20 protein-coding genes are annotated in these 20,519 nt (G+C 67.6%); 6 read left to right on the forward strand and 14 right to left on the reverse strand.

Features of this window, described 5'->3' with window-relative positions; translation table 11 throughout:
* Positions 1–23 precede the first annotated feature (23 nt).
* Genes rfbB through rfbA form a run of 3 tightly spaced genes read left to right on the forward strand, consistent with a single transcriptional unit; the run spans position 24 to position 2,874 of the window.
* A complete protein-coding gene (gene rfbB, locus ACOYJQ_RS15085; protein WP_433459543.1) occupies positions 24–1,115 on the forward strand; it encodes a dTDP-glucose 4,6-dehydratase in 1,092 nt (363 codons plus the stop codon).
* Positions 1,100–2,008, forward strand: coding sequence for a dTDP-4-dehydrorhamnose reductase (gene rfbD / locus ACOYJQ_RS15090; protein WP_433459544.1), 909 nt, complete (start codon positions 1,100–1,102; stop codon positions 2,006–2,008). The genes rfbB and rfbD overlap by 16 nt, the downstream gene beginning before the upstream one ends.
* Positions 2,005–2,874, forward strand: coding sequence for a glucose-1-phosphate thymidylyltransferase RfbA (gene rfbA / locus ACOYJQ_RS15095; protein WP_433459545.1), 870 nt, complete (start codon positions 2,005–2,007; stop codon positions 2,872–2,874). The genes rfbD and rfbA overlap by 4 nt, the downstream gene beginning before the upstream one ends.
* Before the next feature lie 44 nt (positions 2,875–2,918).
* Here rfbA and ACOYJQ_RS15100 read toward each other — a convergent pair whose 3' ends face one another.
* A complete protein-coding gene (locus ACOYJQ_RS15100; protein ID WP_433459547.1) occupies positions 2,919–3,716 on the reverse strand; it encodes an SDR family NAD(P)-dependent oxidoreductase in 798 nt (265 codons plus the stop codon).
* Between the two features lie 111 nt (positions 3,717–3,827).
* Positions 3,828–4,472, reverse strand: coding sequence for a transglutaminase-like cysteine peptidase (locus ACOYJQ_RS15105; RefSeq protein WP_433459549.1), 645 nt, complete (start codon positions 4,470–4,472; stop codon positions 3,828–3,830).
* A 396-nt stretch (positions 4,473–4,868) separates the two neighbouring features.
* On the opposite strand from ACOYJQ_RS15105, the gene eno reads away from it, so the two are divergent.
* On the forward strand, positions 4,869–6,152 hold the full coding sequence (gene eno, locus ACOYJQ_RS15110; protein ID WP_433459551.1) for a phosphopyruvate hydratase: 1,284 nt from the start codon (positions 4,869–4,871) through the stop codon (positions 6,150–6,152).
* 3 nt (positions 6,153–6,155) lie between these two features.
* Here eno and rarD read toward each other — a convergent pair whose 3' ends face one another.
* The 12 genes from rarD to ACOYJQ_RS15170 form a co-directional block, all read right to left on the reverse strand.
* A complete protein-coding gene (gene rarD, locus ACOYJQ_RS15115; RefSeq protein ID WP_433459552.1) occupies positions 6,156–7,079 on the reverse strand; it encodes an EamA family transporter RarD in 924 nt (307 codons plus the stop codon).
* Positions 7,080–7,240: 161 nt separating this feature from the next.
* The gene (locus tag ACOYJQ_RS15120) at positions 7,241–7,714 is read right to left on the reverse strand and encodes a type II toxin-antitoxin system RatA family toxin (RefSeq protein WP_433459554.1); all 474 of its coding nucleotides are present in this window, start codon (positions 7,712–7,714) and stop codon (positions 7,241–7,243) included.
* A 3-nt stretch (positions 7,715–7,717) separates the two neighbouring features.
* Entirely contained in the window at positions 7,718–8,761 is a 1,044-nt protein-coding gene (gene lipA, locus ACOYJQ_RS15125) for a lipoyl synthase (protein ID WP_433459555.1), read from the reverse strand.
* A gap of 173 nt (positions 8,762–8,934) precedes the next feature.
* Positions 8,935–9,189 (reverse strand): GlsB/YeaQ/YmgE family stress response membrane protein, encoded by a 255-nt coding sequence (locus ACOYJQ_RS15130; RefSeq protein WP_433459557.1) that lies wholly within the window; start codon positions 9,187–9,189, stop codon positions 8,935–8,937.
* A 115-nt stretch (positions 9,190–9,304) separates the two neighbouring features.
* Positions 9,305–10,717, reverse strand: a complete 1,413-nt coding sequence (lpdA, locus tag ACOYJQ_RS15135) for a dihydrolipoyl dehydrogenase (RefSeq protein WP_433459558.1) — start codon at positions 10,715–10,717, stop codon at positions 9,305–9,307.
* Positions 10,718–10,777: 60 nt separating this feature from the next.
* Positions 10,778–12,133, reverse strand: coding sequence for a pyruvate dehydrogenase complex dihydrolipoamide acetyltransferase (locus ACOYJQ_RS15140; protein WP_433459560.1), 1,356 nt, complete (start codon positions 12,131–12,133; stop codon positions 10,778–10,780).
* 12 nt (positions 12,134–12,145) lie between these two features.
* Positions 12,146–13,537 (reverse strand): pyruvate dehydrogenase complex E1 component subunit beta, encoded by a 1,392-nt coding sequence (locus ACOYJQ_RS15145; protein WP_433459562.1) that lies wholly within the window; start codon positions 13,535–13,537, stop codon positions 12,146–12,148.
* Between the two features lie 80 nt (positions 13,538–13,617).
* Positions 13,618–14,718 (reverse strand): pyruvate dehydrogenase (acetyl-transferring) E1 component subunit alpha, encoded by a 1,101-nt coding sequence (gene pdhA, locus ACOYJQ_RS15150; protein ID WP_433459564.1) that lies wholly within the window; start codon positions 14,716–14,718, stop codon positions 13,618–13,620.
* 432 nt (positions 14,719–15,150) lie between these two features.
* On the reverse strand, positions 15,151–15,864 hold the full coding sequence (locus ACOYJQ_RS15155; RefSeq protein WP_433459565.1) for an aspartate/glutamate racemase family protein: 714 nt from the start codon (positions 15,862–15,864) through the stop codon (positions 15,151–15,153).
* 69 nt (positions 15,865–15,933) lie between these two features.
* Positions 15,934–16,260 (reverse strand): FtsB family cell division protein, encoded by a 327-nt coding sequence (locus tag ACOYJQ_RS15160; protein ID WP_433459568.1) that lies wholly within the window; start codon positions 16,258–16,260, stop codon positions 15,934–15,936.
* A 102-nt stretch (positions 16,261–16,362) separates the two neighbouring features.
* Complete coding sequence (locus tag ACOYJQ_RS15165) at positions 16,363–16,917, reverse strand: CinA family protein (protein ID WP_433459571.1); 555 nt, start codon at positions 16,915–16,917, stop codon at positions 16,363–16,365.
* 40 nt (positions 16,918–16,957) lie between these two features.
* Positions 16,958–18,148, reverse strand: coding sequence for a bifunctional 2-C-methyl-D-erythritol 4-phosphate cytidylyltransferase/2-C-methyl-D-erythritol 2,4-cyclodiphosphate synthase (locus tag ACOYJQ_RS15170; RefSeq protein WP_433459572.1), 1,191 nt, complete (start codon positions 18,146–18,148; stop codon positions 16,958–16,960).
* Positions 18,149–18,313: 165 nt separating this feature from the next.
* Between ACOYJQ_RS15170 and dusB the strand changes: the two genes are divergently transcribed.
* Both dusB and ACOYJQ_RS15180 read left to right on the forward strand, forming a co-directional pair.
* On the forward strand, positions 18,314–19,372 hold the full coding sequence (gene dusB / locus ACOYJQ_RS15175; protein WP_433459574.1) for a tRNA dihydrouridine synthase DusB: 1,059 nt from the start codon (positions 18,314–18,316) through the stop codon (positions 19,370–19,372).
* Positions 19,347–20,474 carry a two-component system sensor histidine kinase NtrB gene (locus ACOYJQ_RS15180; protein ID WP_433459575.1) on the forward strand — a complete coding sequence of 376 codons (1,128 nt, stop codon included), beginning with the start codon at positions 19,347–19,349 and terminating at the stop codon, positions 20,472–20,474. Before dusB ends, ACOYJQ_RS15180 begins: the two co-directional genes overlap by 26 nt.
* Positions 20,475–20,519 lie beyond the last annotated feature (45 nt).

Below are 20,519 nucleotides of genomic sequence, written 5' to 3' on the forward strand. Positions count from 1 at the left end.
TGGCAAGCGTCAGGGAAACCTCCATGAGAGCGCGCATACTGGTGACGGGCGGCGCGGGGTTCATCGGCTCCGCCGTGTGCCGCTACATCATTCGCGAGACGCAGGCCGCGGTCGTCAATGTCGACAAGCTGACCTACGCCGGCAATCTCGCCTCGCTGCGGGAGATCGGGGACGATCCGCGCTACCGCTTCGTTCGTGCGGACATCTGCGACCGCGCGGCGCTTGACGCGGTGTTCGGCGAGGCGCAACCCGACGCCGTGATGCATCTCGCCGCCGAAAGCCATGTCGACCGTTCCATCGACGGCGCGCGCGACTTCATCGACACCAACATCGTCGGCACCTTCACGCTGCTGGAAGCCGCACGCGCCTATCTGGCGGGGGCCGACGCCGGCACGCGGGAAAACTTCCGCTTCCTGCACGTATCCACCGACGAGGTTTACGGTTCGCTGGGGCCGCAGGGGCTGTTCAGCGAGACGACGCGCTACGATCCCTCGTCGCCCTATTCGGCCTCCAAGGCCGCCGCCGACCATCTCGCGACGGCGTGGGCGCGCACCTACGGCCTGCCGGTGGTGCTTTCCAACTGCTCCAACAACTACGGGCCGTATCACTTCCCGGAAAAACTCATCCCGCTGATGATCCTCAATGCGCTCGACGGCAGGCCGCTGCCCGTCTACGGCGCGGGCGCCAACGTGCGCGACTGGCTCCATGTCGAGGATCACGCGCGGGCGCTGTGGCTGATCCTCAACGCCGGGCGCATCGGCGAGAAATACAATGTGGGCGGGCGCAACGAGCGCACCAATCTCGAGGTCGTCCACGCCGTCTGCGCCATTCTCGACCGTCTCGCGCCCGGCGGCGCGCCGCATGCCCGGCTCGTGACCCATGTGGCGGATCGGCCGGGGCACGACCGGCGCTATGCCATCGACGCCACGAAGCTGGAGACGGAACTCGGCTGGCGCGCGCGGGAGACGTTCGACACCGGCCTCGAAAAGACCGTGCGCTGGTATCTCGACAACGACTGGTGGTGGCGGCCGCTGCGCGACAAGGTTTATACGGGCGAACGGCTCGGGCTCGCGGGCGAAAAGGCGGCGGGGAAGGCGTCATGCGCATCGCGGTAACCGGGCGCGACGGGCAGGTCGCCACCGCGCTCGCGGAATACGGCGCGGCGCACGGCGTCGAGGTGGTGCGTGTCGGGCGTCCCGCGCTCGATCTCGCCGCGCCCGAAAGCGTCCGCGCGGCGCTGGCGGCGGTGCGGCCCGATGTCGTCGTCAACGCGGCGGCTTTCACGGCGGTGGATCTGGCGGAATCGCAGGCGCAAGCGGCCTTCGCGATCAACGCCGCGGGCGCGGGCGCGGTGGCGGAGGCGGCGCGGGCGCTCGAAGCGCCCGTCATCCAGTTGTCGACCGATTACGTTTTCGACGGCGAGAAGCCCGCTCCTTATCATGAGGACGACGCCACCGGCCCCGTCAGCGTCTATGGCGCGTCGAAGCTTGCGGGTGAGCGGGCCGTCGCGGCGGCCACGGAAGATCACGTCATCCTGCGCACGGCATGGGTGTATGCGGCCTCGGGCAAGAACTTCGTGCGCACCATGCTGCGTCTGGCGCAAGAGCGTGACGCGGTGCGCGTTGTCGCCGACCAGCGCGGCTGTCCGAGCTACGCGCCCGACATCGCGGCGGCGGTGATCGCGGTGGCGCGAAATCTCGCGGCGCATCCGCGCGACGCCGCCCTGCGCGGCGTCTTTCACCTGACGGGGCAGGGTGAGGCCACCTGGGCGCAACTGGCGGAAGAAGTGTTTGCGCAGGCGCGCGCCGCCGGCGGCAAGGGGGCGGCGGTGATCCCGATCACGACCGCCGAATATCCCACGCCCGCCCGCCGCCCCCGAAATTCACGCCTCGACGGCGCGAAGCTGGCGCGCGTGCATGGCGTCGTGCTGCCGGAGTGGCGGCAGTCGCTGGCGCGGTGCGTGGCGCGGATATACGATACGGAACGACAGGGAGAGCCGGGCGCATGAAGGGCATCATTCTCGCAGGCGGCGCGGGCACGCGGCTGCACCCGCTCACGCTGGTGACGTCGAAGCAGCTCATGCCGGTCTATGACAAGCCCCTGATCTATTATCCGCTGACCGTGCTCATGCAGGCGGGCATCCGCGAGATTCTGATCATCTCGACGCCGCACGACCTGCCGCAGTTCCAGCGCCTGCTGGGCGCTGGTTCGCAATGGGGGCTGCAATTCTCCTACGCCGCGCAGCCGAGCCCTGACGGACTGGCGCAAGCCTACATCATCGGCGCGGATTTCGTCGCCGGCGGGCCTTCGGCGCTCATTCTGGGCGACAACATCTATTACGGCTCGGGGCTTCAGGCGCTGCTGACGGACGCGGCGCGCGAGACCTCGGGCGCCACCATCTTCGCCTACAACGTCAGCGACCCGGAGCGCTACGGCATCGTCTCCTTCGACGCGCAGGGCAGGGCGGAGACCATCGAGGAGAAGCCGAAACAGCCGCGCTCCAACTGGGCGGTGACGGGGCTTTATTTTTATGACGCGCAGGTGGTGGAGATCGCGGCCGGTCTCAAGCCTTCCGCGCGCGGCGAGCTGGAGATCACCGACGTCAACCGCGCCTATCTGGAGCGCGGCCAGCTCCGGGTGCGCAAGATGGACCGCGGCTATGCCTGGCTCGACACCGGCACCCACGACAGCCTCATCGACGCGGCGCTGTTCGTGCGCACGCTGGAGACGCGCCAGGCCCAGCGCATCGCCTCGCCTGAGGAAACGGCTTTCCGCATGGGGCTGATCGACCGCGCGGCGCTGATCCGCCTCGGCGAGGCGCTGGGCAAGAGCGGTTATGGCCGCTATCTCGTCCAGATCGCCGATGAGGATTAACGGATTCCGGTTTATATCCTGTTTCAATTGAAACAGGATATAATTCAAACCGCCGTGTAGCCGCCGTCGACGGGGAGCGCCGCGCCGGTGATGAAGCGGGCCTCGTCCGAGACGAGGAACAGGATGGCGTTGGCGACATCGGCCGGCTCGCCCACGTGGCCGATGGGGTGCCTGGCGCCCATCAGCTTGAGATAGGCGTCCAGCCCGCCCTCGCCCCGGCTGCCGAGCTCGCGCACGAGCGGCGTCAGGATGGTGCCGGGATGCACCGAATTGACGCGGATGTTGTCGCGGCCGTAGACGACCGCGTCCTGCTTCGACATCAGCGTGACCGCGCCCTTGGCCGCGTGATAGGGCGTCAGTTCGTGCGAGCCGACAAGGCCGTAGATCGAGGACAGGTTGACGATGGCGCCGCCGCCGTTTCGCTTCAGGTGCGGAATGGCGTGTTTGGTGGAGAAGAACACACCTTTCACGTCGACGGCGAACACCGCGTCCCATTCCGTCTCGTCGATCTCGTGGGTGGGTTTGTCGACGCCGGTGACGCCTGCGTTGTTGACGAGAATGTCGAGCTTGCCGAACGCGGCCGCCGCGGCGTCCGTCGCCGCCTTCACCTCGCTCTCGACGGCGACGTTCACTTTCCAGAATTGCGCCGTGTTGCCTTCCGCGCCGACCAGGCGCACGGTTTCCCGTCCGTCGGCTTCCGTGAGATCGAACACCGCGACCTTCGCGCCGTGGCGCGCCAGCACCAGGGCCGTCTCGCGTCCGATGCCCGCGCCCGCGCCGGTGACGAAGGCGACCTTGCCCGCGAGGCGGGCCGCTGCGGTGTGCGTATCATGCGACGACATGGCTGGAACCTCCGATCCTGCGCGCCTCCCGGCGCGATCATGACGATCGGGCGAGGTTACGTCTGTGACCGTTATCCGGCAATGATCCCGGTCAAAAGACCGGAAGCGCCGTCACCGTGCGGCCACCGACATCGTGGGCGGCGTGGTGCCGAGGGCCACCCAGCGGTTGGGATTGAGATTCGCCTGCCGCTTGATGTATTTGTAGCCGGTGTCGGCCCAGTTCAGCACGCGGTCGCGCTTGTTGTCCAGAATGAGGTCGCCCCGGTCGGTGCGGACGGTCAGCACGGCGTGGCCGGCGTCTTCGAGATCGCGCACCACCGTGATCATGAGGGCGGCGAGCGGCAGGCCGGCCCGGTGCAGGAGCCGGCGCTTCTGAAGCACGTAATCCTCGCAGTCGCCGAACCCGTCGTCGGGAAAATCCCACGATTCCGCCACGCCCCAGTGCTCCTCGTCGGAGAGAGGCGAGACGGCCGCGTTGACGTCCATGTTGACCTTCAGGATCAGCGACCAGGTGCGCGCGTCCAGCGTCACGCTGCCGGGACGATCGTCGCGGATGCGGCAGGCGGCTGCGTTCCGGCCGCAAAAATCCTCCCAGCCGACGGGATGGGACGTGAGGCCCGTTTCCGTGCTCCACGCTTCATGCGAGACCGCAGGCGGGGGCAGGCGCGTGCGCGCGGCGGCGTCGCCGGCGAAACCGGAAAAGACGAGCGCGAAGCAGAACGCGGCAGCCGCAGCGTGAAACGGGATACGGAACACGATGAAACCTCATCATTAACGTTCCGTTACCTTTGTTCATTGTCGGGTCCGAGGCAAGACCGGTTAACGCGCGTTAACCTTTTCCGCATGGCGCGCGCCCGGCGGCGCGGCCTGGCGATGAGGAAATATCGTGATCTTTTCCAGTATCTTGCGGCATATCGCATGGGCCGCCGCGACGTTAACCTTAACGAAAGGTTGATGCATCCCGTCCCCGATACGCGATGTCGGTAAGGCCGCGACGATTATCATAATGTCGAAACGCCCGCCGGGGCCGTTCCCAGCGGCCGCGTTTTCGCGTACAAGCGCGCCATGCGGAAAACCCTGACAATGCCGTGATCCGCCGTGCGGAACTTCCGCCGCACAGACCGCCGCCGGACGCAGGTGAAGGAGCCTTTGATGACTGCCATCGTTGATATCATTGCGCGTGAAATTCTGGACAGCCGCGGAAACCCGACCGTCGAGGTGGACGTCGTGCTGGAAGACGGTTCGACGGGCCGCGCCGCCGTTCCTTCGGGCGCGTCGACGGGGGCGCATGAGGCCGTGGAGCTGCGCGATGGCGACAAGAGCCGCTACGGCGGCAAGGGCGTGCGGGCCGCGGTCGATGCCGTCAATCAGGAAATTTTCGAGGCCATCGGCGGGTTCGAGGCGGAAGAGCAGATCAAGATCGACGAGACGCTGATCGCGCTCGACGGCACCCCGAACAAGTCGCGCCTCGGCGCCAACGCCATTCTGGGCGTATCGCTCGCCGTGGCCAAGGCGGCGGCCGATGCCTCCGGCCTGACGCTGTACCGCTACATCGGCGGCACCTCCGCCCGCGTGCTGCCGGTGCCGCTGATGAACATCGTCAACGGTGGCGCGCATGCCGACAACCCGATCGATTTCCAGGAGTTCATGATCCTGCCGGTCGGCGCCGGCTCGATTGCGGAAGCCGTGCGCGTCGGCGCGGAGATCTTCCACACGCTGAAGAAATCGCTGCATGCGGCGGGCCACAACACGGGCGTGGGCGACGAGGGCGGCTTCGCGCCGAACCTCCAGTCGGCGGAAGAGGCGCTCGACTTCATCGTCAAGGCCATCGAGACGGCCGGCTACAAGCCCGGCGACGACGTGGTGCTGGGCCTCGACGTGGCCGCGACCGAATTCTACAAGGACGGCGCCTATGTCTACGCCGGCGAGGGCAAGACGCGCTCCGTCGCCGAGCAGGTGGATTATCTGGAAAAGCTCGTCGGCCAGTATCCGATCGTCACCATCGAGGACGGCCTCGCGGAAGACGACTGGGAAGGCTGGAAGCTGCTCACCGACCGCATCGGCGACCGGGTGCAGCTCGTCGGCGACGACCTGTTCGTCACCAATGTCGCGCGCTTGCAGGAAGGCATCGACAAGGGCGTCGGCAACGCGGTGCTCGTCAAGGTCAACCAGATCGGCTCGCTGACGGAAACGCTCGCCACCGTCGACCTCGCGCACCGCAACGCCTATCGCTCGGTGATCTCGCACCGCTCGGGCGAGACGGAGGACGCCACCATCGCCGATCTCGCCGTGGCGACGAACGCCGGCCAGATCAAGACCGGCTCGCTGAGCCGCTCCGACCGCATCGCCAAGTACAACCAGCTCATCCGCATCGAGGAAGAGCTGGGTCCCTACGCGCAATACGCCGGCAAGTCGGTGCTGAAGCGCGGCGCGTGATCGTCAACCGGCCGGCGGGCGATGCGTCCGCCGGCTTTGCGCCACGCCCGACCAGGTGAAGATCACGAGCCCCGTCCAGATCAGGCCGAAGGCTACGGCCTGAACGGGAGAGAAGGGCTCGCCGAAGACGAACACCGCGATCAGGAAGGCGATGGTCGGCGCGATGTACTGCATGACGCCGATCGTGCTCAGCGGCAGGCTGCGCGCCCCCACGGAGAACAGGATCAGGGGTATGGCCGTGATCGGCCCGCCCACGATCAGCCAGAGGGTATCCGTTGCCGCGACGCCGAAATGGCCGCTGCCCGTCGCGGCGAGCCATGCCACGTAAGCCCCCGCCGGCACCGACAGGATGAGCACCTCCAGCGCGAAGCCTTGCAGCGCCGCGACCGGCAGCGTCTTGCGCAGGTAGCCGTAGGTGGCGAAGCTGATGGGCAGCGCCAGCGACACCCACGGCACGCCGCCCGATTGCGCCGCCAGCAGCAGAACGGCGGCGGCGGCGAGCGCGATGGCGATGATCTGCGGACGGTTGAGCTTCTCGTTGAGCAGCACCACGCCCATCAGCACGCTGACCAGCGGGTTGATGTAATAGCCGAGCGCCGCGTCCAGCGTGCGGTCGTGGATGATCGCCCAGGTGTAGACGCCCCAGTTGCAGGAGATCAGCGTCGCCGTGACGCCGGTCATGAGGAGAATGCGCGGGTTGCGCAGCGCGCTCAACAAGCTTCCCATGCCGTCCGTCGCGAGCAGGAGCAGCCCGGCGGAGGGAACCGCCCACAGGATGCGATGCGCGATGACTTCTCCTACCGGGACATTCGCCACCTGCTTCATGTAAAGCGGCAGCACTCCCCAGGCGCTATAGGCCAACAGTGCGCAGATGAAGCCCCGCAGCGCGTCGGGAGACGGGCGGTCCGAAACGGACGGAATGCTCATGCTGTATCCCGGAGGTCCGCGAACGGGGACCCATGAATGAAAACCGACGGACATCCGTCAGATGCGCACTATGCGGGCGCCGCGGCGGCATGGCTACGGCGTCGGCGGCAATGCAGCCATGCCCGTGGCACGCGCGTGGGCGGCAGCCGGGGCTTCCGGTTTCAGGCGCCCGCGAGCCCGGCGTCGCCGTATACCGTGTCGGCGCGGGCGGCGAAGGCGTCCGAGAACTTCTTGAACGCCTTGTCGAACACCGCGCCCATCAGCATGCCCAGCGTCCGGCTTTTGAATTCATAGGAGATGAAGAAATCGACGATGCAGGCGTCGGGTTCGCCGGCGGGGCGGAAGACCCAGCGGTTTTCCAGAAAACGGAACGGCCCGTCGACATATTCCACGAAAATCCGCAGGCGCGGCCTGTCCAGCGTCACGCGGGTGGTGAAGGTCTCGCGGATCGACTTGTAGCCGATGCTCATGTCGGCGATGAGCGTCTCCAGCCCCTCGTCGCCGTTGATGCGCTGGCGCACGGTGAGCGCCTCGCACAGCGGCACGAAAGAGGGATAGCGCTCGACATCGGCGACGAGATCGAACATGGCGGCGGGCGCATGGCGCACCTTGCGTTCGTTGCGGAAGGCGGGCATCGGTCAGCGACCCGTCCCGGCGGAGGGGGGCCGGGCGAAACCCTGCGCCGCGCGTGCCGCCTGGAGACGCGTGAAATCCTCGCCCGCGTGATGCGACGAGCGCGTCAGCGGGCTCGACGACACCATCAGGAAGCCCTTGGCGAAGGCCGTCGTCTCGAACGCCTTGAACTCGTCCGGCGTCACGAAGCGGATGACCGGATGGTGCTTGCGGGTGGGCTGGAGATACTGGCCGATGGTGATGAAATCGACCTCCGCCGAGCGCAGGTCGTCCATGAGCTGCAACACCTCGTTGCGTTCCTCGCCGAGCCCCACCATGATGCCGGATTTGGTGAAGATGGTGGGGTCGATCTCCTTCACCCGCTGCAACAGGCGGATGGAATGGAAGTAACGCGCCCCCGGCCGCACCTTCAGATATTTGGAAGGCACCGTTTCGAGATTGTGGTTGAACACGTCCGGGCGCGCCGCGACCACCACTTCGAGCGCGCCGGGCTTGCGCAGGAAGTCCGGCGTCAGGATCTCGACGGTGGTGGCGGGCGAGCGCGCGCGGATGGCGCGGATCACCTGCGCGAAATGCTCTGCGCCGCCATCGGCGAGGTCGTCCCGGTCGACGGAGGTGATGACGACATGGGTGAGGCCGAGCTTCTCGACCGCCTTCGCCACGCTCTCGGGCTCGTTCGCGTCGAGCGGCAGCGGCATGCCGGTCTTCACGTTGCAGAAGGCGCACGCCCGCGTGCAGGTGTCGCCCATGATCATGAAAGTGGCGTGCTTCTTTTCCCAGCACTCGCCGATGTTGGGGCAGCCGGCTTCCTCGCAGACGGTGACGAGCTTGTTGTCGCGCACGATGCGGTTGGTCTCGGCCCATTTGGGCGAGCCCGGCGCCTTCACCCTGATCCAGTCCGGCTTGCGGGCGACGGGCTGATCCGGCCGGTGCGCCTTTTCGGGATGGCGGGCTTCCTGCTTGCGCGGCGTCGCGCTCTCGCGCGCCGGTGCGTCGACATCGAGTTTGCGGCGCGGATCGCGGTTGAGAATATCCAGGACCATCGCCATGCCGAAGACTCCATGCCTCATCGATGATTCAGGGCTGCGGCACAGGTGCCGCCGCCCGCCAACAGCCTGTCATCAGGCCACAACTCGCATCCAAACGCAAATCATCTAATCCGTTACCCCGCCGGACACAAGGGAGCGCCCGGCGGGCATCTTTCGCATGTCATGTCCGCATGTCACGCGCGCCGGAGCACGCGCACGACGAACAGCAGAACGATCGCGCCGATGGTCGACACCACGAGGCTCGGCAGAAAGCCCGACCCCTGCCAGATGCCGAACACGCCGAGCACGATCGGGCCGATCAGCGCCCCGATGAGGCCGATCACGAGGTTCGCGACCAGCCCGCTGCCCCCGCTGCCCATGATGTTCTGGGCGAGCCACCCGGCCAGAAGGCCGACGATGATCGCGCCGATGATGCCAACACCCTGCATTTGCTTCTCCCCGAAATGAATGAACCAACCACGGTTAAACGCCAAGCTTGGCTGCGGGTTCCGTGGCCGATGTCTTTCATAGCCGGAGAGCGTGACATCCTGACCGGATGTCGTCTCAGATATGGATGGCGCGCCCGTAAGCGTCGAGGACGCTCTCATGCATCGTCTCCGACAGCGTCGGATGCGGGAATACCGCATGCATCAGGTCTTCCTCGGTGGTTTCGAGGTTCATGGCGATGACGAAGCCCTGAATGAGTTCCGTCACTTCCGCGCCGATCAGATGCGCGCCGAGAAGGCGGCCGCTGCTCTTCTCGAAGATGGTCTTCACCAGCCCGTCCGGCTCGCCGAGCGCGATGGCCTTGCCGTTGCCGATGAAGGGGAAGCGGCCGACGCGGATGTCGTAGCCGGCTTCCTTCGCCTTCGCTTCGGTGAGGCCGACGGAGGCGATCTGCGGGTTGCAATAGGTGCAGCCGGGAATCTTCGCCTTGTCCATCGCGTGCACCGGCAGGCCCTTGATGGCCTCCACCGTCAGCACGCCCTCGTGCTCGGCCTTGTGCGCCAGCATGGGCGGGCCGGCGACGTCGCCGATGGCATAGACGCCCGGCACGTTGGTGCGCCCCAGCCCGTCGGTGACGACGATGCCGCGCTCCGTTTTCACGCCGATCTTCTCAAGCCCCAGGTTCTCGATGTTGCCGACCACGCCGACCGCCGAGATGACGCGCTCCACCGTGAGCGTCTCGCCGCCCTTGGGCGTTTCCAGCGTCGCCGTGACGCTGTCCGCGCCGCGGTCGAGCCGCGCGACCTTCGTGTTCGTGAGCACGCGGATGCCCTGCTTCTCGAAGCGCTTGCGGGCGATCTCCGCGATCTCGGCGTCTTCCACCGGCAGGATCTGCGGCAGCACCTCGACCACCGTCACTTCCGCGCCCATGGTGCGGTAGAAGGAGGCGAATTCGATGCCGATGGCGCCCGAGCCCACCACGAGCAGGGACCTCGGAATGCTGGGGGGCACCATCGCCTCGAAATAGGTCCATACCAGCTTCTTGTCGGGTTCGAGCCCCGGCAGCACGCGCGGGCGCGCGCCCGTCGCGACGATGATATGCTTCGCCTTGTAGGCGCCGCCGCCGAGCGCACCCTTCGGCGCGTCGGGCGTCGCGGAGACGGTCAGCGAATCGGGCGCGTCGAGGGTCGCCTCGCCCCAGATGATATCGACCTTGTTTTTCTTCAGCAGGAAGCCGACGCCGGTGTTGAGCTGCTTCGAGACGCCGCGCGAACGCTCCACGATGGCCTTGGCGTCGAAGCCGACGTTCTCCGCCTTCAGGCCGTAGCTCTTCGCGTTCTCGATGTAATGATAGATTTCCGCCGAGCGCAGCAGCGCCTTGGTGGGGATGCAGCCCCAGTTCAGGCAGATGCCGCCGAGATAGGCGCGCTCCACCACGGCGGTCCTGAAGCCGAGCTGAGCGGCGCGGATGGCGGTCACGTAGCCGCCGGGGCCGGAGCCGATGACGATGATGTCGTATTCACTGGCCATAACAGCCTCTCGCATTCCGGGAAAAGGGGCGGCCGGCGAACCGGCCGCGAAGGCGCACCATCAGACCAGAAGGCCGAGCGGGTTCTCGATCAGCGGCTTGAAGGCGGCGAGCAGTTCCGCCCCCAGCGCGCCGTCGACCGCGCGGTGATCGGTGGAGAGCGTCACCGTCATCACGGTGGCGACGGCGGGCGCGCCGTCCTTCACCACGACGCGCTTCTCGCCCGCGCCCACCGCGAGGATGGTGGCGTGCGGCGGGTTGATGATCGCCGAGAAGCTCCTGATGCCGAACATGCCGAGATTCGACACCGCCGAGGAGCCGCCCTGATATTCTTCCGGCTTCAGCTTGCGGTTGCGGGCGCGGGCGGCAAAGTCCTTCATCTCGTTGGAGATGGCGGAGATGCTCTTGATGTCCGCGTTGCGCACGACCGGCGTGATCAGCCCGCCCGGAATGGCCACGGCGACGCCCACATCCACCACCTTGTGGCGCAGGATGGCGGCGTCCGTCCAGCTCACGTTGGCGTCGGGCACCTGCTTCAGCGCCAGCGCCAGCGCCTTGATGACGAAATCGTTTACCGACACCTTGTAGGCGGGCTTGCCGTCCTTGTCCTTCGCCGCCGCGGCATTGATCTGCTCGCGCAGCGAAAGCAGGGCGTCGAGCTCGGTATCGACGCTGAGGTAGAAGTGCGGCACCGTCTGCTTCGACTCGACCAGCCGGCGGGCGATGGTCTTGCGCATGTTGTCGTGCGGGATTTCCTCGAAGCTTCCCGGCGCGAACAGCTTCTTCACCGCCTCGTCGCTTGCGCCCGCAGCCGGGGCCGGCTTGGGAGCCGCCGGCGCGGGGGCGGGAGCAGCAGCCGGAGCGGCGGCAGGCGCTTGCGCGACGCCGCTCTTGATCGCGGCCTGAACGTCGCGCTCGATGACGCGGCCGTGCGGGCCGGAGCCGGCGACGCGGGCGATGTCGACGCCCGCCTCCTTCGCCAGACGGCGCGCCAGCGGCGAGGCGAAAACGCGCTCGCCGTGGGCGGCGGCCGGCGCCGGCGCGGCAGGCGTTGCAGGTGCGGCGGCCGCCGGAGCGGGGGCCGCAGGGGCTGCCGCTTCCGCTGCCGGGGCGGGCGCGGCGGCCGGCGCCGGGGCCGCTTCGCCGCCGCCGGCAGCGACGACCGCGACATCCTCGCCCTCTTCGGCGATGATGGCGATCACGTCGTTGACCGGCACGTCGGCGGTGCCTTCGGGCACGAGGATCCTGGCGAGCGTGCCTTCATCGACCGCCTCGACCTCCATGGTGGCCTTGTCGGTCTCGATCTCGGCGATGACGTCGCCGGATTTGATGGTGTCGCCTTCCTTCTTGAGCCACTTGGCCAGATTGCCCTTTTCCATCGTCGGAGACAGGGCCGGCATCAGGATTTTGACAGACATGGACGCCTCCCGTCAGCGATAGGTAACGGCCTTGACCGCCGCGACGACTTCATCGGCGGAGGGCAGGGCGAGCTTTTCGAGGTTGGCTGCGTAAGGCATCGGCACATCCTTGCCGAACACGCGCAGGATCGGCGCATCCAGCCAGTCGAAGGCGAGTTCCTGCACGCGGGCGGCGATCTCCGAGCCCACGCCCGACTGCCCCCAACCCTGTTCCACCGTCACCACGCGGCCCGTCTTCCTGGCGGAGGCGACGATGGTGTCGATGTCGAGCGGGCGAAGGGTGCGCGGGTCGATGATTTCGGCGTCGATGCCCTCCGCGGCGAGTTTCTCCGCCGCCTCATGGGCATAGATCAGCCCGTAGGACCACGCCACGATGGTGACGTCCTTGCCCGGCCGCGCGATGCGCGCCTTGCCGATGGGCAGCACGAAATCGTCGAGCTTCGGCACCGGGAAGGAATGGCCGTAAAGGATCTCGTTCTCGAGGAAGATGACCGGATTCGGATCGCGGATCGCGGCCTTCAACAGCCCCTTGGCGTCGGCGGCGGTGTAGGGCGCGATCACCTTGAGGCCGGGGATGTGGCTGTACCAGGCCGAATAATCCTGGCTGTGCTGCGCCGCCACGCGCGCCGCCGGGCCGTTGGGGCCGCGGAACACGATGGGGCAGCCGAGCTGGCCGCCGGACATGTAGAGCGTCTTGGCGGCCGAGTTGATGATCTGGTCGATCGCCTGCATGGCGAAGTTGAAGGTCATGAACTCCACGATCGGCTTGAGGCCGGTGAAGGCCGCGCCCACCGCGACGCCGGTGAAGCCGTGCTCGGTGATCGGCGTGTCGATCACGCGCCGGTCGCCGAACTCCTGCAACAGGCCCTGCGTAATCTTGTAAGCGCCCTGATATTCGGCCACTTCCTCGCCCATGATGAAGACGTCGCCGTCGCGGCGCATCTCTTCCGCCATCGCGTCGCGAAGCGCGTCGCGCACCGTCTGCGTCACATATTCGGTGCCTTCCGGCACCTCGGGCGCCGCCGCGACCGAGGGCTCCGCGGAGGGCCGGGGCTCTGGCGCGCGCGCCGCCGCGGGCACGGGAGCAGGCGCGGGCTCCGCCGCCGCGGGGGCGGGGGCCTGCGCCTGAACGGGGCCGGCAGCGGCCGCCGCCACGTCCTCGCCCTCGGCGGCGATGATCGCGATGGGCGTGTTGACGGCTACTTCCTCCGTGCCCTCGGGCACGAGGATCCTGGCGAGCGTGCCCTCATCGACCGCCTCGACCTCCATGGTGGCCTTGTCGGTCTCGATCTCGGCGATGACGTCGCCGGACTTGATGGTGTCGCCCTCTTTCTTCAACCATTTTGAAAGTTTGCCGCTTTCCATCGTCGGGGAAAGCGCGGGCATCAGGATATCGGTCGGCATGGTGATTTTCCGGCAATCTTCGGGAAGGGGAACAGGCAGTCATTTGCCGGCGAAGCGGTCGCCGCCGGCCGGCCTGCCGCTCACTTGAGAACGTCGGTCCACAATTCCGACGGATCGGGCTCGGGATCATGGGTGGCGAAATCCGCCGCCGCGTTCACGGTCTCGCGCACCTTGCCGTCGATGGCCTTGAGTTCGCTCTCGTCGATCTTCCACTCCTCGATCAGGCGGCGCTTCACCTGCTCGATGGGATCATGCTCCTCGCGCATCCGCTGCACTTCGTCCTTGGAGCGGTACTTCGCGGGGTCCGACATCGAATGGCCGCGATAGCGGTAGGTCTGCATCTCCAGCAGATACGGCCCCTTGCCGGCGCGCGCCCACTCGATCGCCCGGCTGCCGGCCTCGTAGACGGCGCGGTAGTCCATGCCGTCGACCTGCTCGCCGGGGATGTTGAAGGAGACGCCGCGCTTCGACAGGTCGGTCTGGGCGGAAGCGCGGTTCAGCGCCGTGCCCATGGCGTAGCGGTTGTTCTCGATCACGTAGACGACCGGCAGCTTCCACAGCTCGGCCATGTTGAAGCTCTCGTAGACCTGGCCCTGGTTGGCCGCGCCGTCGCCGAAATAGGTGACGGAGACGGCGCCGTCGTCCCGGTAGCGGTTGGCGAAGGCAAGGCCCGTGCCCAGCGACACCTGCGCGCCGACGATGCCGTGGCCGCCGTAAAAATTCTTCTCGCGCGAGAACATGTGCATGGAGCCGCCCTTGCCGCGCGAATAGCCGCCCTGACGGCCCGTCAGCTCCGCCATCACGCCCTTCGGGTCCATGCCGCAGGCCAGCATGTGGCCGTGGTCGCGATAGGCGGTGATGACCTGATCGCCTTCCTTCTGCGCCATCTGCATGCCGACGACGACGGCTTCCTGCCCGATGTAGAGGTGGCAGAAGCCGCCGATCAGGCCCATGCCGTACATCTGGCCGGCCTTCTCCTCGAAGCGGCGGATGAGCAGCATCTCGCGGTAGGCGTCGAGATCGGCGTTGTGGTTGAGCAACAGCGGCGCGGAGGCCGATTTGGAAGCGCCCGTCTTGGCCGCCGCCGACTTGCCGCGTCCGCGCCGCCCCGGCGTGCGCACGCCGGCTGCTTCCGGTCCCGATGACTCCTCGCGAGACGCTTTCCCTGCTGTAGCCGCCATGCATATCCTCCCAGACAGCGTTCGATTGACGATAAGGGACGTTTCAGCACGATCTTTAACGCACCGTCCGTCGTTTGGCGAGACTCAAAAGTGCCGCCGAATTAGGTTTTTTTGAAACCAACTATCTGATAAAGCGATGTTATTTTTGATTAACCCGAATTAGATTAAAACGCGATGCGTAAACGGCGCTTCCTATGCGCCGGGTGAGGATCCGGGCATGTCGGCATGCGGAAAGGCGACGTGCGCGCACCTTGGCTGACGCTCCCGCCGATAGGGGCGGTCTGGTTATCCGTTCGGACCGGAAAGCGCTTGTTCCCCCTGTTCTTCTATCGTTGAGCCGATGGTAGGCGAACGGGAGCGATTATCAAGCCGAAACAGCGCCGGTCGCGGAGGCGCCGGCGCGTTCCCTGCCTGGCGGCGACGGATTGCCGGCTATTGTTCCGGACGAAATGTTTCCCCGGCGACGGCGAACGCCACCGCGGCCTCGGCGTGGATCGCCGTTGTGTCGAAGGTGGGGATGCTCACGTCCTGCGGTCCGATCAGCAGGGTGATTTCCGTGCAGCCGAGGATCACGGCCTCCGCGCCGCGCTCCGCGAGCCCCGCGACGATGCGCCTGTAAATCTCGCGCGAGCTTGCGCTGACGATGCCGGCGCACAGCTCGTCGTAAATGATGCGGTGAACGTCGTCTCTCTCGTCGGGCAACGGCGTCAGCACATCGAGCCCATGGGCGCGCAGGCGCGAGATATAGAAGTCCTGCTCCATCGTGAAGCGCGTGCCGAGCAGGCCGACGCGTCGAAGCCCGGCGTGGACGATGCGCGCGGCGGTTGCGTCGGCAAGATGCAGGAACGGGATGTGCAGGCGCGCTTCGATGGCGGCGGCAACCTTGTGCATCGTGTTGGTGCACAGCACGACGACATCCGCCCCCGCCGCTTCAAGGCGAACGGCGGCATCCGCCAGGCGCTCGCCCGCCTCCTCCCATTCTCCGGTCTGCTGGAGCAGTTTGATCGGCTCGAAATCGAAAGACCAGAGGATGATGCTGCCGGAGCGCAGCGACCCGAGACGGTCCCTGACGCCTTCGTTGATGAGCTTGTAATAGAGAGCCGTCGACTCCCAGCTCATGCCGCCGATCAGCCCGATCGTTCTCATCCCGATACCCGCGCGCCGGTTGCAACACGCCTGACGGGTAGCATCTTCGCCGCCGGCACGCCAGTCTGTTCAGTGCGCGCCCGGCGAGCCCAGAAAGACGATGACGTCCTTGGAATGGACGAGGCCGAGCGTCTTGCGCGCCTCTTCTTCGAGAATGTCGGCGTCGATCCTGTCGGCGCGCATCAGCGCGATGCGCCGGTCCCATTCGGCATGTTCGGCCTTGAGCGTTTCCAGCTCGACGGTTTTCTCGAAGATCTGGCGCTTGTACTCGCGCTTCGCCTCAAGGCCGCGGGCGCCGTTCTGCGCGTGGGACAGAAAATAGCCCACCACCACCGCCGAAGCCGCGTAGAGAAAGACCGGAATGAGGATGGCGCGCAGGCGCTTGCGTTTGACCATGCGCCGACGATACACGCCGATGGTTAATGCTCGTTTAAGCGCGACCCGCCGGTCGATCGCGGCCGGAATCGTCGGGATCAAGATAGTCGGGGCAAGCCCGGCTCAAGCCGCGACGGGTGCGCCCGCGATCTGTTCCAGCAGCGCGAGCGCGGCGGCGACCGACCGCAGACGGATCGCGGCGCGGCCGTCATCGGTGAAGCGGTGAACGGCGTGCAGGACCTGCCCGTCGCGTCGCGCGGCCGCGAAATGCACCAGCCCGACCGGTTTTTCCGGCGATCCGCCGCCTGGCCCGGCGACGCCGGTGACGGCGACGGCCACATCCGCCGTGGGCAGTTTCGCCAGCACGCCTTCCGCCATCGCCCGCGCCACGGGCTCGCTGACCGCCCCGAAACGGGCGAGCAGCGCCTCCGGCACGCCGAGGACCGTGTGCTTGGCCTTGTTGGAATAGGTGATGAAGCCGCCCTCCACGACGTCCGACGAGCCCGGCACGGCCGTCAGCAGCCCGCCGACAAGGCCGCCGGTGCAGGATTCGGCGGTCGCGACGCGCAGGCCCCGTTCCCGCGCCAAAGCCAGCAGGGCTTGCGCGCGCCCATACAGCGCCGGGGAGAAGGGCGCGCCTATCAACTCATTTTCGGTTGAAACAGATGTGTCCGCCATGTCGATGCCTCCTGTTTTCGCGTTTTCCGCCCGGCGGCCTTTAAAACGAAGGCAGCCGGATGGTGGCGGCCGCCTGGGCGGCGATGCCCTCGCCGCGTCCGGTGAAGCCGAGGCGTTCGGATGTCGTCGCCTTGACGGACACGCCGCCGAGCGGCAGGCCGGCGATGGCGGCGATGCGGGCGCGGATCGCCTCGCGATGCGGGCCGACCTTCGGCGCCTCGCAGATCACCGTGGCGTCGAGATGGTCCAGCACGCCGCCGCGGGCATGGAGCAGGGCGACCGCGTGGGCGAGGAAGCGGTCGGAGGACGCGCCCTTCCATTGCGGATCGCTCGGGGGAAAATGGCTGCCGATATCGCCGTCGGCCAGCGCGCCGAGCACGGCGTCGGTAAGCGCGTGCAACACCACGTCGCCATCGGAATGGGCGGTGACGCCGCGTGTGTGTGCGATCTTCACGCCGCCGAGCCAGACGTGATCGCCGTCAGCGAAGGCGTGAACGTCGAAGCCCGTGCCGGTGCGGGAAACGAGCGCCTCCGCGCCCGGCCGCCGCGCGGCGGCATCGAAATCGGCGGCGGTGGTCAGTTTCACGTTGGTGCCCTCTCCCGGAAAGACATGGACGGCATGCCCGGCCCATTCCATGAGCGCGGCGTCGTCGGTGAATGTGTCGAGGCTTTCATGCCGCGCCTGCTCGTGCGCGGCGAGAAGCGGCGCGAAGGCGAACGCCTGCGGCGTCTGCACGGCGCGCAGCGTGGCGCGGTCGGGCGTGTTGACGACGCGCCCCGTCTCGTCCACGGCCTTGATCGTGTCGGTGACGGCGAGGCCGGGAACGGCGGCGACATGGGCGCGGGCGGCCCCGGTTGCGGCCGTGATCAGCGCCGGTGTGACGAAGGGCCGCGCGCCGTCGTGGACAAGCACGCAGGCGGGCGGCGCGCCGGCCAGCGCGGCAAGGCCGGCGTGAACGGACGCCTGCCGCGTGCGCCCGCCCGCCACGGGGGCGAGCAGGCGGCGCGTGTCGGGCAGATGGGCGAGGCACTTCTCATAATATAATGTGTCGTTCTCGCCGATCACCACGACGATGCGGCCGATGGCGGAATGGGTGATGAAGGGGCGCAGCGTGCGGGCGAGGACCGGTATGCCGTCCAGCAGCCGGTATTGCTTGGGCGCGCCCGCGCCGGCGCGCTCGCCTTTGCCTGCTGCGACGATGATGACGGCGATATCGGGCGTATCGGACATGGCGGGCGACCTGTCTTGCGGGGCGTTCTTGCGGGGGCGTTCCTGCCGAGGTTGATAGGACAGCCGCGCTCCGCTGGCAATGGCGCGGGCTGCGCCGTGAAATTTCTTGCGCGAAACGCCGAATGGTTGTTTTTCTGCGGAACGATGATGAACGGAAACCATGACATGACCGATGCTCCGCCGGGCGGCCCGCCGCCCTGCGCCGCGCTGTTGCGGCTGGGGGCGGTGGCGGTCGCCGGCCGCGCCTTTCTGGCGCCGATGTCGGGGATCACCGATATCGGCCTGCGCCGCATCGCGCGCCGTTTCGGCGCCTCGCTCGTGGTGTCGGAGATGGTGGCGAGCGACGATCTCGCCCTGGGCGACGCGGAAGCGCGCACCCGCGCGGAGGGCGAGGGGGTGACGCCCCATGTCGTGCAGCTCGCGGGCTGCGATCCGCGCTGGATGGCCGAGGGCGCGCGCGTGGCGGAAGCGGCGGGCGCGCATGTCATCGACATCAACATGGGCTGCCCGGCAAAGCGCGTCACCGGCGGCTGGTCGGGCTCGGCGCTGATGCGCGACCCCGACCATGCGCTGCGGCTGGTGGAGGCGACGGTCGCGGCGGTGTCGGTGCCGGTCACGCTCAAGATGCGGCTCGGCTGGGACGAAACCTCGCTGAACGCGCCGGAACTCGCACGCCGCGCTGTGGCGACGGGCGTGCAGATGATCACGGTGCACGGGCGCACGCGCCAGCAGTTCTACAAGGGAAGCGCCGACTGGCGCGCGGTGCGCGCGGTGCGTGAGGCCGCGCCCGGCGTGCCGCTCGTCGTGAACGGCGATATCGCCACGCCGGACGACGCCCGCGCCGCGCTCGCCGCCTCGGGGGCGGATGCGGTGATGGTGGGCCGCGCGGCGCTGGGGCGGCCGTGGCTCGTGGGGCAGATCGCCCGCGCGCTCGATGGCGCCGCCGCCGCGCCGCCGCCGCCCGCGGCGCGGCTTGCCGCGGCGGTGGAGCATTACGAGACGCTGCTCGCCACATACGGCGTCAAGGTCGGCTTGCGCCATGCGCGCAAGCACCTCGCCGGCTATGCCGACGATGCGCTCGCCGGGACCGCGCCCCGGCCGGGCGCGTGGGAAATGCGCGCGCGGGAAATACGTGCGCGGCTCGTGGTCAGCGAGACGCCGGCCGAAGTCATTCTTCTGTTGCGAAAGCTTTATGCCGATGTCGACGCATCCCTCGCTGCATGAGGAGGCGGGCATTCTCGCCATTCTGCCGCTGCCCGTGCTGGTGGTGGGGGCGGACGACCGGCTGGCCTATGCCAACGCCGCCGCGGAAACCTTTTTCGGCTTCAGCCTGCCGGTGCTGCGCCGCCAGCGGCTGGCCGATCTCGTGCCCTTCGGATCGCCCGTGCTGGCGATGGTGCAGGAAGTGCGCGAGCGTGGCGCCGGCGTGACGGGCTATCAGGTGGCCCTCGCGCTCACCCGCACACAGGAAGAGCGCATTGTCGATATCTACGCCGCACCGAAGGGAAGCGGCGATGACGATGCGGACAATGCCGTGATCCTGCTGCTGCAAGAACGGACAAATGCCGAAAAAATGGGCAGGCAATTGACGCATCGGACGGCAGCGCGCTCGCTGACCGCGCTGGGCGCGATGCTGGCGCACGAAATCAAGAACCCGCTTTCGGGCATTCGCGGCGCGGCGCAATTGCTGGAAACCGTCGTGCCGGCTGACGATCGGGTGCTCACGCGTCTCATCTGCGACGAGACGGATCGCATCGTGAAGCTGGTCGAGCGCATGGAGACGCTGGGCGAGGGCCGCCCGCTGGTGCGCGCGCCGGTCAACATCCATGACGTGCTCGACCATGTGCTGCGCCTCGCGCAATCGGGTTTCGCTCGCCACATCAGGTTCGTGCAGCAATACGATCCCTCGCTGCCGCCGGTCGACGGCAACCGGGACCAGTTGATCCAGGTGTTCCTCAACCTGGTCAAGAACGCCGCGGAAGCGATCGGGGAGGGCGCGGAAGACGGCGAGATTGTGCTCACGACGGCGTTTCGCCCCGGCGTGCAGATGCAGGTGGCGGGGCGGGAGCGGGTGCGGCTGCCGCTCGAGATCGGCGTGCGCGACAACGGCCCCGGCGTGCCGGCGGACATGCTGCCGAACCTGTTCGATCCGTTCGTGACGACGAAGACCGGCGGAACTGGCCTCGGCCTTGCATTGGTTGCCAAGATTGTGGGCGAGCACGGCGGCATCGTGGAATGCGACAGCGTCGCGCGGCGCACCACCTTCCGTGTGTTGCTGCCCGTCCTGACCCTGCGCGACGGGCGCGAGGCCACGGCGGCGCCGTGATCCGCGCGCCGCAGGACGCGAGGGCGGGCGCGGGAGTGCGGCGTA

It is taken from the genome of Pseudochelatococcus sp. (assembly GCF_050946405.1).
Lineage (GTDB): Bacteria > Pseudomonadota > Alphaproteobacteria > Rhizobiales > Beijerinckiaceae > Pseudochelatococcus.